Below are 14106 nucleotides of genomic sequence, written 5' to 3'. Positions count from 1 at the left end.
GGTGTTCTGAAAGGCCCGAACCTCGTGCTCGGACCCCGTTAAGCAAAATACCTGATCAGCGCTTGCGGTGTTTGTTCAGCTCAAGCTTGGCCACGAGCGCACGGTGGACCTCATCGGGTCCATCCGCCAGGCGCAGGGATCGAGCATACCCGTAGGCGGAGGCCAACGGGAAGTCATCACTGACACCGCCACCGCCGTGAATCTGGATGGCCTGGTCGACAATGGTACAGAGCATGGAGGGCACGACCGCCTTGATCTGGGAGACCTCACTCAAAGCACCGAGAATGCCTTTTGTGTCCAGCAGCCAGGCGGTTTTCAAGGTTAGCAGGCGCGCCTGTTCGATGCTCATGCGGGCGTTGGCGATGATATCCGGGTTACCCCCCAGCTTGGCCAGCGGCCGGCCGAACGCTTCGCGGGAGAGGGCCCGTTGGATCAGTTGCTCCAGCACCCGCTCGGCGGCGCCGATAGCCCGCATACAGTGGTGGACCCGCCCTGGCCCCAGGCGGCCCTGGGCAATTTCAAAGCCCTTGCCGGGCCCTTTGATAATCGCGCTCTTGGGCAGACGCACATTGGTGAAGCTGACTTCGCCGTGGCCTGCGGGCTCATCGTAATCGCCAAAAACCCGCAGCATGCGCTCGACTTTAACGCCGGGGGTGTCTTTGGGTACAAGCACCATGGAATGCTGCTGGTGCCTGTGCGCCTCCGGATTGGTCAGGCCCATGAAGATCAGCACCTTGCAGTCCGGGTGGCCGATTCCGGTACTCCACCATTTGCGGCCGTTGAGCACGACCTCGTCGCCCTCGATGGTCGCGGTGGCCTTCATGTTGGTGGCGTCAGACGAGGCGACATCGGGCTCAGTCATGCAGAATGCCGAGCGGATTTCACCCGCCAACAGCGGCTCGAGCCACTGCTTCTTCTGCTCTTCGGAGCCGTACTTGACCAGCACTTCCATATTGCCGGTATCGGGCGCGTTGCAGTTGAACAGTTCCGGGGCGAAAAAGACGCGGCCTGTTTCCTCGGCGATCACGGCATAGTCCGCGTTGCTCAGGCCGGCCCCGCCGTGCTCTTCCTCCGGCAGGAACATGTTCCAGAGCCCCTGGGCTTTCGCTTTCTGCTTCAGCTCCCGAATGATCGGCAGGACCACCCAGCGGTTGTCCAGGCTATGAAGCTCGCGGTAGTAAGCCTCTTCGATGGGATAGACTTCTTCCTTCATGAAGGCTTTTACGCGCTTCAAAAAGTCCTGCCCCTTGGGCGACATTTGGAAATCCATCTTGCGTCCTCTCCGTACTCGACTGAGTGAATGTCTGGCCGACTTAACTGGAGCCCGGCTGGGTTTACTGGCTTGGTTTGCTGACTTGGTTTGCTGACTTGGTTTGCTGACTTGGTTTGCTGAAAAGCACCGACCGGTATTCGGTCTTCAAGCAACACAAATGCTGTGATCCGGAAGTCTATAAAGCGCCCGTGAATAAAACGACTGAATTTTTCTTATCTCGCGGAATAAGTAATACTGATGGATAAGCCGAACGATCCCTGCTGTTGAGCTAGTCCTGCTGGTACAACAGCTGCCGGGAACAGTTGCTGGACAACAATGGTGGAACACCATGGCCCTAAATCGACTCGACCTCAACCTGCTGCACGTCTTCGATACCATCTACCGGGAGGGCAGCCTCACCCGCGCCAGCAAGATATTGCACCTGACACAGCCGGCGGTCAGCCATTCGCTGGGGCGGCTGAGGGATTACTTCGAGGACCCGTTGTTCGTTCGCCAGGGCAACCAGATGGTGCCGACGCCCACGGCACGCCGTCTGGCGGAGGTTGTTCGCCCGGGGCTGGGCCAGATTCAGGGGGCACTCAACCAGTTTCACGCCTTTGACCCCGGCGCCCAGCACAAGGTGTTCAATCTGGGCCTGCGGGACGTGCTGGAATCAACCTTTCTGCCGCCCCTTATGGCCGACCTCATGCGCTACCCGCGCATGGTGATCAACAGCCAGCGCATTGCCAGAAGGGAGATGGAGGCGCATCTTGCGGCGGGCAAACTCGATTTCGCCGTCGATGTCATGCTACCGGTGAGCGAACAGACCGGCCACGAACGGCTGCACCGGGACGAACTGATCGTGGTGGCCCGCCACGGACATCCTCTGGCTAAAGCCGGAATGACCCTGGAGAACTATCTTGCGGCCCGCCATGTGCTGGTGTCCTCCCGTACGGAAGGCCCCGGCATTGAAGACTTCGAGCTCAGCCGCCTGGGCCACCAGCGCGATATCGCCCTGCGCTGCCAGCATTACTTTGCGGCCTGTCGAGTCGCCGCGCAGACCGATCTCCTGGTGACTATGCCGGCGACCTATGCGGGGCTTCTGAGTCGCCATCTTGAAGTCGACCTGTCGCCGGCACCAGCAGAAATGCCAGCCCTTGATGTTCACCTCTACTGGCACCGCCCCCACGAGCGCGAGCCAGCGCTATTATGGCTTCGTGAGCGACTGCACCGGCTCGTTGTGAGCCAGAAGAACGCTGCCCAGCCGAGCGCGCGAAACAGCCGAATCGGTCACTGATTAAGAACCAGCGCAGTCAGCGCGCCGCCGATAATCAGCGCCACGATCCCGTTAGCGGTTGCGCCCCACAGCAATGTCACAGGCCAGGACACTTCAGTCAGGTTGCGGGCGGTGTAGGCGAACGCCAGGGCACCCAGCACCGGCCCGCCTACTCCCACAACAACAAGGCCGACGCCAAAGCCGGCAAAAGTCCATGCGGTCAGGCGCATGATCTGGGCCTGGCGCTCCTCAGCCGCGCCGTAACGCTGCAAAAACAGGCGTGACGTCACCCAGAAACCCAGCAGCAGCAGGAGCACCAGCACAAGCGCGAGAATCAGTACGAGCAATCGGTAGGGCATAGGATTCCAGCTTTTGGGTTGCGAGACGAAGTTTTCCATTCTGCATTAATCTGGCCGTCAGCCCCAACCTCGACAGGGTTTCCTCCGGGATAGAGTTTCCTCCGGGATAGGGCTTTCTCTGCGATAGGCTTCTCACCGGGACCGTGCGACCAGTGGCGCCGACGGCTGGCTTTTTCGGGCCTTAACGCCTAACGTCACCCTTGAGGCCCACTTCGCCCCTGTCACTTCGCCCCTGGCGGCGCCCGTCCAAAGGAGAGCTATTGATGAACAAGACCTGGCAAGTAGCCATTATCCCCGGAGACGGCATCGGGCCCGAAGTAATCGCTGAAGCCCAGGCCTGTCTCGATCGCCTCAATGAACTGGGCGCCTGCGATATTGAAATGACTGCCTTCCCCTGGCCAGCGACGGCCTACCACAGGGAACACGGGCAAATGATGCCGGACGACGGACTGGAGCAGCTGCGGCGATTCGATGCGCTGTTGCTAGGCGCACTGGGTGACCCCGGCCCCGGCAGTGATCCCGACCACTATGTGCTGCCGGACAGCGTCTCCCTCGAGCCCCTTCTGAAAATCCGCAAAGGCTTCGACCAGTGGGCCTGCGAACGCCCCGCGTACCTGCTGCCCGGGGCGCGCCAGTATCTGGCTGATCCGCGTGCGAAGGATGTCGACATGCTCGTCATTCGCGAGAACAGCGAAGGCGAATATGTCAGCCAGGGTGGGCGGATCAGGCCCGGAACGCCCGCTGAAGTGGCGACCCAGGTTGAAGTGTTCACCCGTTTCGGCACTGAACGCATTCTCCGCTACGCCTTCGACCGGGCCCGTCAACGCGCCGCGACGCGCAAGGCCGAGAAGAGAACGCGCGAGTTCAGTCACCGGGATGGCAAACCGCGGGAGTCCCAGGTTTGCCTGATTACCAAGCGTAACGCCCTGCGGCACTGGGGTGACATGTATGTGGAAGTGTTCGAGCAGCTGGCGCAGGAGTATTCCGATGTTGCGGTGCACCACGAGTTGGTTGACGCGGCCTGCATGAAGTTTGTCCAGGCACCGTGGCAGTTCGATGTGGTCGCGGCCAGCAACCTGCAGGGCGACATTCTTACTGACCTGGCAGCGGTACTGTCTGGCGGCCTGGGGGTTGCGCCTTCCTGCAACCTCAACCCGGACGATCGCACGGTGCCGTCCATGTTCGAGCCGACCCACGGCAGCGCGCCGGATATCGCCGGCCAGGGTATCGCCGACCCCCGCGCCATGCTGTTTACCACAGCCCGTATGTTGCGTTGGCTGGGCGAGGAGGACGATGACGCCGCGAGCGCAGGTGACCTTTTGTTCAATGCGGTCGCTGCCGACCTGGCCGAAGCCGCAGGCCAGCCGCCGCGGTCAACGACATCGATCGGCACGGCCATTCGAGATCGGCTGAAGCTCTGACGGCGGCGGGACGCTGTTCCGCAGCGCCCCGCCACGGCTCTTGCTCTCGTCAGTATCGCGCCCCCGTCAGCACCCGGCTTTCGTCAATACCGGCGTTAGCCCTGCACCACATAGCCGAGTTTTTTGTCGACCTGGTTGAAGAGCTTCTCGCCTTTCTGCCAGTGGGCCAGGTTGGCCATGAACTGCTCAATCAGCGCCACCCGCCAGCCGATAAAATCGCCCGCCATATGGGCGGTCATGATGACGTTGTCGAAATCCCACAGTCGGTGCTCTGCAGGTAAGGGCTCCTGCTCGAACACATCCAGCGCCGCCCCTGCAATTCGGCCTTTCTCAAGCGCTTCAACCAACGCCTGTGTCTGAACGATGGCGCCACGGGCGATATTGATAAAGCGGCCCTCGGGTTTCATCGCAGCAAACTCTTCAGGCCCGAACATACCCTCTGTCGCTGGGGTCAGCGGCATGGAGAGCACCACGTAGTCTGCCAGTCCCAGCTGTTCGTGAAGGTACTCACTGGCGAACACTTCCTTGAAGTCGGGATCATCCCGGCGCGCACGTCTTGCCACACCGTAAACCTCCATGCCGATAGCCGAGGTCAGTTTGGCGATCTCACGGCCGATTGACCCTGCCCCGACGACCAGAACGCGCTTACCCAGCGCGCGCTCGGTGTCCCGATGCTTCCACTGGTGGTTGCGCTGGTAGGCGAGCGAGCCATGGAAATCCTTGGCAAAAATCAGAATGGCCCCGAGCACATATTCGGCGATGGACTTGTCGAAAATGCCCTGGGCATTGGTCACGGGAATATCGCTGTCGACCAACTCCGGTATCAGCAGCGCATCAACTCCGGCACTGGTGGCGTGGACCCACTGCAGGCTGTCAGCCGATGGCCAGGCTGCCCGAAGCGCCTCGGTGCGAAAGTCCGTCACCAGCAGTATCTGAGTGCCCGGCAGTGTCTCCCGCAAGGAAGCCTCATCACAGGCTGACCGCACCTCAACGTGGCCGTCGAGCAACTCGATGCCTGGCGGCTGGGGCTCATCGGGTGCGCCAAGTACAGTCACGACCGGTTTCGCTTTTTCCATCATCTTGATCCCTCATCCTTCCGAGTCGCGGCACGGCCAGACCGTGTTGTGTGTAGCCCGGACTCAGCTTTTATTTTCACAGGCCAACACCAATCGCTGCCTTGGCGTACGGTATGTTGACAGCCTGCCTTGTAACCGAGTATTGATGCTGCAAGAGGTAAGGGTCAACCGTTGGCCGGGCAAACCGTAAATTCCCGGCTTGGCTGGCATTTCCCGACTGGACTTTTATCTGGGTTCTACCAGACTTTCCATGATGTAGACACCGCAGCCTGGTCCAGAACAGCCGGGCTGGGCACCAATAAAAACAGATCTGTCATAGCCGCCACTTGCCGTGGCGCGCAAAAAACGGCCGCTGGAGGTTCGAATGGGAACGGGTGAAAACGTTACGGGTCCGGGTGAGGCAAAGCGCCTGTTCAAGTACCGCAAGACCAAAGCACGCTGGCATCCAAGTATGCAGGCCATCCCCGTGCCGGGCATTCGCCGCATGGTCAACATGGCGGCGGAGATGGAGAATGTCATTCACCTGTCCATCGGCCAGCCCGACCTGCCCACCCCCAAGCACATTATTGACGCCAATATCGACGCGCTGCAGGCGGGCCAGACTGGCTACACAATGGACGCCGGCCTGCCGGAGCTGCTCGTCGCGCTGCGGGACTACTACAGCAAGCGCTACGAGCGTGACCTGACCACGGACAATATCCTGGTGACCAGCGGCGCGACCGAAGCCATGTACCTGGCACTATCCGCAACCGCGGCCCCGGGCCGTCAGTTCCTGGTAGTCGACCCGTCGTTTCTGCTCTATGCGCCGTTGATTCGAATGAACGGCGGCGAGGTCAAGTACATCCCGACACGCAGGGAGAACGGCCACCAGCTCGATCCGGATGATGTCATCAAGGCCATTGGCCTGCGGACCTTCGCGGTCGTGCTGAACTCGCCCAATAACCCCACGGGCGCGGTCTACCCTCAGCAGACTATCGAACGCATTGTCGAGGAATGCGCCTATCGCGGCATTCAGGTCTACAGTGACGAAGTCTATGACCATATGGTGTTTGACGAGGAGAAGTACCCCAGTGTGCTGAACTGCGGGGTCGACCTGGATCATGTGATGTGCGCCAGCAGTTTCTCCAAGACCTACAGTATGGCCGGCCTGCGGGTCGGCTGGGTGATTTCCAGCCAGGGCGCCATCAAGAAACTGCGCCGCTACCACATGTTCACGACCTCGGTAGCCAACACACCGTCGCAGTATGCCGGGGTTGCCGCCCTGACCGGGGACCAGAGCTGCATAACGGATATGGTCAACATCTATCGCGAGCGACGCGACCTGATCGTCGACCTGGTGGAACAGACGCCGTACATGGAAGGCTACAAACCCGGAGGGGGGTTCTATATCTTCCCGGATCTGCCCCAGCACGTCGACGGCTCGGACCTTGCCCTGCGCATGCTGAAAGAGACCGGCGTCTGTGTGGTGCCGGGCGACGCCTTTGGCGAGAGTTGCACCAACGCGCTGCGGTTCAGTTTCTCGGCCTCCTGCGAGCAGATTCAGGCCGCGTTTGACCGCATCATCCCCTGGATGCACAAGCAGAAGTTCTAGATGAGCCGCTGCTCTGGAGCCGCACAGCCGGCGCCAGAGCGGTGCTTCCAAACAGCACTTTTGATAAGTACTCCTGGTAAGTACCATCGGCCGCACATGGACGCACCAGCATGGCCACAACAGTGTCTTCCCACCCGACGCCAGACCTGACGACCATCGAGCAGGCCGAGGCGCGAATCCGTCATCGCATTGTCGAAACACCAGCTCTGTTCGCTCACGACCTGTCGGACTATGTCGGCCATCCGCTTTGGCTCAAAGCCGAGAACCTCCAGCGCACTGGCAGTTTCAAGGCCCGCGGTGCCTGCAACTGGATTTCCACAGCAACACCTGACGAACTGGCTCAGGGGCTGGTCACGGTATCAGCGGGAAACCACGCCCTGGCCCTGGCCTGGGCCTGTCAGGACGTGGATACGTCGCTTACCGTGGTAATGCCAGCCAATGCCAGCCCGATCAAGGTCAAGGGAACCCGCGAGCTGGGCGCAGAAGTGCGTCTCGAAGGTGACATCAACCAGGCGGTAGACTTGTGCCGGCACCTTCAACAAACACAGAACCGATGCCTGGTCCATCCCTATAACGACGCGCGGGTCATGGCTGGTCAGGGAACAGTCGCCCTGGAGTTGGTTCGACAGATACCCGACTTCGCACGGGTGCTCTGCCCGGTCGGCGGCGGCGGGCTGATCAGCGGCATCGGTATCGTACTGAAAGCCATACGCCCCGATGTGACACTAATCGGTGTCGAACCTGCCGGCGCCGCTACACTGGCCAACGCCTGGGATAAAGGCCGGGCCGATGCTGCACTTGCCAGCGTCGAGACTATCGCGGGTAGCCTTGCCCCTGCCATTGTCGGACCATTGACCTACGCCGTAAGCCGTCGCGTTGTCGACCAGTTGGTACAGGTACCCGAGGGCGCAATCGCGGAGGCAACATGCCTGCTCATGACGAAGGCGCGGCTCTACTGCGAAACCGGCGCTGCAGTTGGCCTTGCGGCGGTGATTGCGGGAGTCATCCCCAGGAGCGAGGCCCCGACGGTGCTCCTGCTGACCGGCGGCAATATGGACCTGCAGCAGGTCGAGTTCCTCAGCAGGATTCCCTGAAGTACGGGTAGGCTTCGCTGCCCGGTTCCGGCATGATGGGCAAGCTATTTTTTGATTCGTTCCTGTTTCTCAAACATTCAATACGGACAGCATGCATGCCCCTTTTATACCGACTCGTGTTTTCTGTACTCATGATTTCCCTAGTGTCGGGCTGCGCCGGTTTGTCCCCCTACAGTATCAGCGAGGGCGCTCTTGAGCAGTATCTGCAGAGCGAGCTGCGCGCCTTTGACAAGGGCCAGCTTTCCATGGGCTCGCCGCTCAGCCTCAATTTCGACACCGTTGATCTTGATGTCGGCCCCGACGGCCGGGACGTCATCGTTCTGGACCTGGCGGGTCAGGTCGCGCTCAATGTGCTGCTCACCCGTCTGCCAGTTGACCTGACTCTGAAAATAGAGGGGTCGCCGGTTTACGACAACGAAGAAAAGGCGATCTACATACGTCGTCTCAAGCTCCTGGACAGCAAGATCGACTCCCCTTTCATCTCCCAGGATCTCAAGCCTGTGACCGACAGTGCCATGCGCCTGGCGGCCCAATTGCTTGAGACAGTGCCGGTCTATCGGCTTAATGAGTCCGATCTGGGACCGCGCCTGCTGGGCATGATGAACATGGATATCAAAGTGGCACCCGGCCGGCTGACGTTTGTAACCGCTGACGACTCTTAATCACACAGCGATTACCCAGCTGAAAGTGCCGGCGTCGGCCCGCCGCGATTGACCGCGGCCGCGGCCCGGTTGTAGACCCAACTACCGCAATTGGCCCGCCACCACAGGGAATGTGATTTATGGCCGTTGAGCTCACGCTGCTGCAACTGGCATTGGCCAACTTTTTTCTCATGGTGGGTGCCTGCCTGCAGGGTGTCATCGGCTGGGGTATCGGTACGCTGGGGGCGCCCCTGCTTTTTTTGATCAGCCCCACGCTTCTACCGGCACCCATGCTGCTCAACTCTGCGGTACTGACCCTTCTGCTGTTGCTTCGTGAACGCCGCTCCCTGAGCCTGGGACCGCTCCGACATGCGGTCGGCGGCAATATCGTGGGGACAGTACTTGCGGGGGTCACGCTGGTGTTTATACACGCGACGGCCTTCGAGGCGCTGTTCGGCCTGCTTATCCTGGTCGCAGTGGGCTTGAGTATCGCGGGCTTCAAGCCGCAACTGAAACGAAGCACCAGCGTGCTGGCCGGCGGCGCCTCAGGCTACATGGGGACCATCACAGCCGTGGGCGGCCCGCCCATCGCCCTGATTTATCAGAACGAAAAAGGCCCGCTGGTGCGGGCCAATCTTGCGGGCTTTTTCGCGTTCGGGAGCTTTACCGCGCTAGTCACGCTGTACTTCTCGGGCCTCCTCGGTGTCTACCAGCTCAAGCTTTTTCTGTTGACCGTGCCCGGCGTCATCATGGGATTCCTTCTATCCCGCTTTTTTGTACGCCGTCTCCCCGTCCACATTCTGCGACCGCTGATTCTGTCTATCGCCGGCCTCGCGGGCGTTTCCGCCCTCATTCGCGGGCTCCTGTGAGCGCGCTGGGACGTTAACCCACAGGCTGTCCCGGGAGACCTTCCCTTTGCCCTGCAGTTCGGGCTGCAGCGCGACCAGGTCAAACGCCCGCTCGGGGCTGGCAGGATCGACCAGCAAGGTTGGGGTCAGATAGACCTTGGGTGTGCGGTAAAGCCATTTTATGGCTGCCCCATGAGTCGGTGCCACGTACCGCTCCGGCATTTCCCGTTCCAGCCAGGCCCGAAGACGGGGCGCGCGGTTGGAGCCGAGCTTGGGGAAAAGATGATGTTCGACATGATGACTGAAGCGAAAATGCAGTGGATCGAGCCAGCGCCAGGTACGCAGGCTCATGCTGTTGTCGAGCGGATTGTTGCTCTGGGCCTGGGGCCGCAGAAAGTGATTGGTGGTGATGTAGCCCTGGGCGACCGCGTTGGTGAACGCCAGCGGAATAATTACAGTGAACAGCGCCAATGGCCCTGAGACCACGGCAAGGGAAACCCAGGCGGCGCCCAGCAACAGGCTCTGTACGATGGCGCGGCGCCGATTGAAGCCCTGGAATGCCTTGCGGCGCCTGGCCTGGATCCACAGCACCAGTTGCGCGTGCAACGTGAAAGAGTAGGTGTAGAACAGCAGGCTGCTCAAGGTGCGGCCGCCGGGTGCCCGACGCACGAACTTGATCAGGCCAGGCTGGGCAATGTAACGGCGCATGGTCCCGAAGCTGTCCGGATCCTGGTCACCATTATTGGTATTGCCGTGGTGGACCACATTATGCCAGCGACGCCAGAACTCAGGTGTGACCCCCACAGGACCAAAGCCGATCCAACCATGGAGATTCTGAAGCCAGCGCGGCAGGCCAAGTGCCCCGTGCAGAACCTCATGGGAAAGGAATGCCTGTGCGACCATTGCATGGCCGACCAGCAGTGATACCAGGAGGTTACCCCACCAGGGCATCTCCAGCGTCAGGATTGCGGTTATGCCCCCGACTGTAATAGCCAGCAGCGGCAGTGCCCACAGCAGGCGCCAGGGCTGGGGCCTGAAGGTGTCCCTGGGTAATTCCGCGCGCACCCGGTCACGCACCTGGCGCTCGTCGGCGACGCCGTAGGGCACGCCGCCGGTAATACTGGCCGTGGAAGAGTTGTTCTGGCTCATCAGTCGCTCCATCTTTTAGCGTACAGTTGTGCGCTGAAAGATAAACGGCATTTTGGGATAACGCAACTGTTCAGTACGCACTCATGCTTTGTCAAAGCGATACGAAAACATAACTCACTGATATATAGAAATTTAAAATAGATAGGCAAGTGGAACTGAAGGGCTGCCTGCTTCACAGACGGCGCAAAAACTGTCTCGCCTGCACCCTTATTCCGGTACACGCGTTAGTCGGGAATTGAATTTCAGGTAGCGGATCAGAACCAGGGACGGCTGTTTTTGGCAGAGGACGCTTTAGAGAAAGCGGGCGGGCAAGGGGCGCAAAACGGGGCGAAGTCTGACCGCGCCCCGGACACGCCAGCAGCTGCGAATCAGCTACCGGACAAGGTTGTGTCGAGGGGGTCCAGTTCCATCTGCTGGATGGCGATAACCGCCTGAGTCCGATTACGAACGCCCAGCTTACGGAACACGGCTGTGATATGAGCTTTCACTGTCGCCTCGGAAACCTCCAGGTCGTAGGCGATCTGCTTGTTCAGCATACCCTCGGCCAACATACCGAGCACCCGGAACTGCTGCGGTGTAAGGGTGGCGAGGCGTTCGGAGAACTCTTCGGGCTCACCCTGGGTACGTTCGATCTTCTCGGCTGCGCCCTTGGGCAGCCAGACGTCGCCACTGAGGACCTTCTGAACCGCCTCGGCTATCACCGGTAACGGCGCCGATTTGGGGATGAATCCCGACGCGCCGTAGTCGATTGCGCGGCGCATGATCTGGATATCCTCAGAGCCCGAAACCACAACCACTGGCAGCCCGGGGTACTGGCCGCGTAAAAAGACCAGACCCGAATAGCCATGTGCCCCGGGCATGTTGAGATCGAGCAGGACCAGATCGGCGTCCTGGTTCTGCTCAACGATACCCTGCAGATGAGCGATCGTGTCCGCTTCGAGCACAGAGACGCCCTGCACCGCTTGGGAAACGGCCTGGCGCAGGGCTGCGCGAAATAGCGGATGATCATCGGCAATTATGATCTGCTGCGCCATCAACTGTGGCTCTCCTGATATTTAGGGGTTATTCGACAGGCTCCGAAGACCTGCCGGATAACGGGATTTTGCCGCAGCAAGGTCAGGTCTGCGAGCGCTCATTGATGAGGTCGTCGACCACGCCCGGATCTGCCAGCGTCGAGGTGTCACCGAGGTTGTCGTAGTCGTTCGCGGCGATTTTACGCAGAATGCGACGCATGATCTTGCCAGAACGCGTCTTCGGCAAGCCGGGCGCCCACTGGATAATGTCGGGCGAGGCAATGGGGCCGATTTCCTTGCGCACCCATTGAACGAGCTCTTTGCGCAACTCTTCACTGGGCTCCTGGCCGTGCATCAGGGTGACATACACGTAAATGCCCTGCCCTTTGATGTCGTGGGGATAACCAACCACCGCCGCTTCGGCGACTTTTGGATGGGCAACCAGCGCGCTCTCAACCTCAGCGGTTCCGAGCCTGTGCCCCGAGACATTCAGCACATCGTCCACCCGACCTGTAATCCAGTAGTAGCCGTCTTCGTCCCGACGCGCGCCGTCACCGGTGAAATAGGTACCGGGGTAGGTACTGAAATACGTCTGGATGAAGCGCTCATGGTCGCCAAAGATGGTGCGCATCTGGCCCGGCCAGCTATCGAGGATAACGAGGTTTCCCTCCGCGGTGCCTTCTAACTGATGACCGTCGTTATCTACCAGCGCCGGGCGTATGCCGAAAAACGGTCGCGTGGCTGAGCCCGGTTTCAGTGCGGTAGCGCCGGGCAAAGGTGAGATCAGGATGCCCCCGGTCTCGGTCTGCCACCAGGTATCGACGATGGGGCAGCGTTCGTCGCCAACGACCTTGTAATACCATTCCCAGGCTTCAGGATTGATCGGCTCGCCAACGGACCCGAGCAGGTGCAGGCTGCGGCGCGATGTCTTCTTGATAAACGATTCGCCTTCGGCCATCAGGGCGCGTATGGCCGTCGGCGCCGTATAGACGACATTGATCTTGTGCTTGTCCACGATCTGGCCTAGCCGCGAAGCATCCGGATAGCTGGGCACGCCTTCGAAAAGCACCGTTACCGCACCATTAACCAGGGGACCGTAGAGAATATAGCTGTGCCCGGTGATCCAGCCGAAGTCGGCCGTACACCAGTAAACGTCGCCGTCCTGGTAGTCGAACACCACCTCATGGGTAAGCCCGACATACACCAGGTAGCCGCCGGTGGTGTGCAGGACCCCTTTAGGCGCTCCCGTTGAGCCAGACGTATAGAGCATGAACAACGGGTCTTCGGCGTTCATCTCCTCTGGCGTGCAGGTCTTGGCTGCCTTGCTGACCAGCGAGCGATAGTCGACGTCCCGGTTCTCATCCCATTCGATATCGGCGCCGGTGCACTTGACCACGACGACCTTCTCGACATTGGCCGCAGCACGGGTTTTCAGCGCCTGTTCAACATTTTTCTTAAGGGGAATCTTGCGGCCGCCGCGAACACCCTCGTCCGCAGTGATCAAAAAGCGCGATTGACCATTCTCAATCCGTGCGGCTAGCGCCTCCGGCGAGAAACCGCCAAAGACCACGGAGTGGATGGCACCGATACGGGCGCAGGCTAGCATTGCCACCGCGGTTTCGACGATCATCGGCATGTAAAGCGTAACGACGTCGCCCTTGCGCACGCCGATATCCTTGAGCACATTGGCGAACTGACAAGTCTCTTCGTATAGCTCCCGGTAAGTCACGTTGCGCGCGACATCCGGATCGTCCCCCTCGAAAATAATCGCGGTCTGATCCCCACGCTTTTCCAGGTGGCGGTCCAAGCAGTTGACCGAGGCGTTGAGACTTCCATCTTCGTACCATTTGATGGAGACGTCGTCCTTGCCGTACTGAACATTCTTCACTTTGGTGAAGGGCTTCATCCAGTCAATTCGCTTGCCCTGCTCGCCCCAGAACGTCTCAGGATCATCCACCGACTGACGGTAAAGTGCTTCGTAGCGGCCGTCGTTCACTAGCGCGCGTGTTTTGAAGTAGTCGTTTACCGGATAAACCTTACTCATCGACAGGGACTCCCTTGCTCGTTGGCTCTCAATTGTTGTTATCGCAAACTTGCTGGTGGATGCTGGCGTGCTGATGCTGGACAGCGAGCCGGCGGCAGCGCCTCTTTACTCACTTTACGCAGGTCGTAGGGAAGTGACCACAAAGCGACCGTCGTCGACTGGTCGATAACGAGGCTCAAGTGGTCCTGAGACTGGGGCACGGGCTCCGAGGGACGCTTGCGAATCAGAAGAGTCGCTACGCTCCAACCCGCGTGCCCTCGCCCTGAAACGTCAACTTCTACCTTCTAACCTTCAGGCTGCCCTCCATACGTTCTGGTCTTCAGAACCAAGACTCCTACCCCG

Annotated in this window: 12 protein-coding genes; 6 read left to right on the top strand and 6 right to left on the bottom strand. The window is 60.1% G+C overall.

The window, feature by feature from the left end; translation table 11 throughout:
• Positions 1-55: 55 nt before the first annotated feature.
• The gene (locus soil367_RS04940; protein ID WP_136547501.1) at positions 56-1270 is read right to left on the bottom strand and encodes an acyl-CoA dehydrogenase family protein; all 1215 of its coding nucleotides are present in this window, start codon (positions 1268-1270) and stop codon (positions 56-58) included.
• 331 nt (positions 1271-1601) lie between these two features.
• Between soil367_RS04940 and soil367_RS04935 the strand changes: the two genes are divergently transcribed.
• On the top strand, positions 1602-2549 hold the full coding sequence (locus soil367_RS04935; protein WP_136547499.1) for a LysR family transcriptional regulator: 948 nt from the start codon (positions 1602-1604) through the stop codon (positions 2547-2549).
• On the opposite strand, the gene soil367_RS04930 is transcribed toward soil367_RS04935, so the two are convergent.
• Complete coding sequence (locus tag soil367_RS04930) at positions 2543-2887, bottom strand: hypothetical protein (RefSeq protein ID WP_136547497.1); 345 nt, start codon at positions 2885-2887, stop codon at positions 2543-2545. The genes soil367_RS04935 and soil367_RS04930 overlap by 7 nt on opposite strands.
• Positions 2888-3150: 263 nt before the next feature.
• On the opposite strand from soil367_RS04930, the gene soil367_RS04925 reads away from it, so the two are divergent.
• The gene (locus soil367_RS04925; protein WP_136547495.1) at positions 3151-4308 is read left to right on the top strand and encodes an isocitrate/isopropylmalate dehydrogenase family protein; all 1158 of its coding nucleotides are present in this window, start codon (positions 3151-3153) and stop codon (positions 4306-4308) included.
• Between the two features lie 95 nt (positions 4309-4403).
• On the opposite strand, the gene soil367_RS04920 is transcribed toward soil367_RS04925, so the two are convergent.
• Positions 4404-5387 carry a D-2-hydroxyacid dehydrogenase gene (locus tag soil367_RS04920; RefSeq protein WP_136547493.1) on the bottom strand — a complete coding sequence of 328 codons (984 nt, stop codon included), beginning with the start codon at positions 5385-5387 and terminating at the stop codon, positions 4404-4406.
• Between the two features lie 361 nt (positions 5388-5748).
• Here soil367_RS04920 and soil367_RS04915 point away from each other — a divergent pair, with 361 nt between their 5' ends.
• The 4 genes from soil367_RS04915 (at position 5749) to soil367_RS04900 (ending at position 9579) form a co-directional block, all read left to right on the top strand.
• Positions 5749-6975, top strand: a complete 1227-nt coding sequence (locus soil367_RS04915; RefSeq protein WP_136547491.1) for a pyridoxal phosphate-dependent aminotransferase — start codon at positions 5749-5751, stop codon at positions 6973-6975.
• A gap of 110 nt (positions 6976-7085) precedes the next feature.
• Entirely contained in the window at positions 7086-8069 is a 984-nt protein-coding gene (locus soil367_RS04910; protein ID WP_136547489.1) for a threonine/serine dehydratase family protein, read from the top strand.
• 95 nt (positions 8070-8164) lie between these two features.
• Positions 8165-8731, top strand: a complete 567-nt coding sequence (locus tag soil367_RS04905) for a YceB family lipoprotein (protein WP_136547487.1) — start codon at positions 8165-8167, stop codon at positions 8729-8731.
• A 119-nt stretch (positions 8732-8850) separates the two neighbouring features.
• Positions 8851-9579: a sulfite exporter TauE/SafE family protein gene (locus soil367_RS04900; RefSeq protein WP_136547485.1), complete on the top strand. Its 729-nt coding sequence runs from the start codon at positions 8851-8853 to the stop codon at positions 9577-9579.
• Here soil367_RS04900 and soil367_RS04895 read toward each other — a convergent pair.
• The 3 genes from soil367_RS04895 to acs all read right to left on the bottom strand — a co-directional run bounded on the left by soil367_RS04895 (position 9472) and on the right by acs (position 13770).
• Positions 9472-10707 carry a fatty acid desaturase family protein gene (locus soil367_RS04895; RefSeq protein ID WP_136547482.1) on the bottom strand — a complete coding sequence of 412 codons (1236 nt, stop codon included), beginning with the start codon at positions 10705-10707 and terminating at the stop codon, positions 9472-9474. The genes soil367_RS04900 and soil367_RS04895 overlap by 108 nt on opposite strands.
• 368 nt (positions 10708-11075) lie before the next feature.
• Complete coding sequence (locus tag soil367_RS04890; RefSeq protein ID WP_136547480.1) at positions 11076-11741, bottom strand: response regulator transcription factor; 666 nt, start codon at positions 11739-11741, stop codon at positions 11076-11078.
• A gap of 82 nt (positions 11742-11823) precedes the next feature.
• Positions 11824-13770, bottom strand: coding sequence for an acetate--CoA ligase (gene acs / locus soil367_RS04885; protein ID WP_425459976.1), 1947 nt, complete (start codon positions 13768-13770; stop codon positions 11824-11826).
• Positions 13771-14106: the final 336 nt, after the last annotated feature.

It is taken from the genome of Hydrocarboniclastica marina, from assembly GCF_004851605.1.
GTDB lineage: Bacteria > Pseudomonadota > Gammaproteobacteria > Pseudomonadales > Oleiphilaceae > Hydrocarboniclastica > Hydrocarboniclastica marina.
This window is presented reverse-complemented; position numbering and strand designations above follow the sequence as displayed.

Bases quoted from the DNA above. Each gene is read 5' to 3' on its own strand.
- soil367_RS04895 (WP_136547482.1), bottom strand. From the start codon at position 10,707: ATGAGCCAGAACAACTCTTCCACGGCCAGTATTACCGGCGGCGTGCCC.
- soil367_RS04915 (WP_136547491.1), top strand. From the start codon at position 5,749: ATGGGAACGGGTGAAAACGTTACGGGTCCGGGTGAGGCAAAGCGCCTG.
- soil367_RS04935 (WP_136547499.1), top strand. From the start codon at position 1,602: ATGGCCCTAAATCGACTCGACCTCAACCTGCTGCACGTCTTCGATACC.
- soil367_RS04905 (WP_136547487.1), top strand. From the start codon at position 8,165: ATGCCCCTTTTATACCGACTCGTGTTTTCTGTACTCATGATTTCCCTA.
- soil367_RS04925 (WP_136547495.1), top strand. From the start codon at position 3,151: ATGAACAAGACCTGGCAAGTAGCCATTATCCCCGGAGACGGCATCGGG.
- soil367_RS04910 (WP_136547489.1), top strand. From the start codon at position 7,086: ATGGCCACAACAGTGTCTTCCCACCCGACGCCAGACCTGACGACCATC.
- soil367_RS04920 (WP_136547493.1), bottom strand. From the start codon at position 5,387: ATGATGGAAAAAGCGAAACCGGTCGTGACTGTACTTGGCGCACCCGAT.
- soil367_RS04900 (WP_136547485.1), top strand. From the start codon at position 8,851: ATGGCCGTTGAGCTCACGCTGCTGCAACTGGCATTGGCCAACTTTTTT.
- soil367_RS04930 (WP_136547497.1), bottom strand. From the start codon at position 2,887: ATGCCCTACCGATTGCTCGTACTGATTCTCGCGCTTGTGCTGGTGCTC.
- soil367_RS04940 (WP_136547501.1), bottom strand. From the start codon at position 1,270: ATGGATTTCCAAATGTCGCCCAAGGGGCAGGACTTTTTGAAGCGCGTA.
- soil367_RS04890 (WP_136547480.1), bottom strand. From the start codon at position 11,741: ATGGCGCAGCAGATCATAATTGCCGATGATCATCCGCTATTTCGCGCA.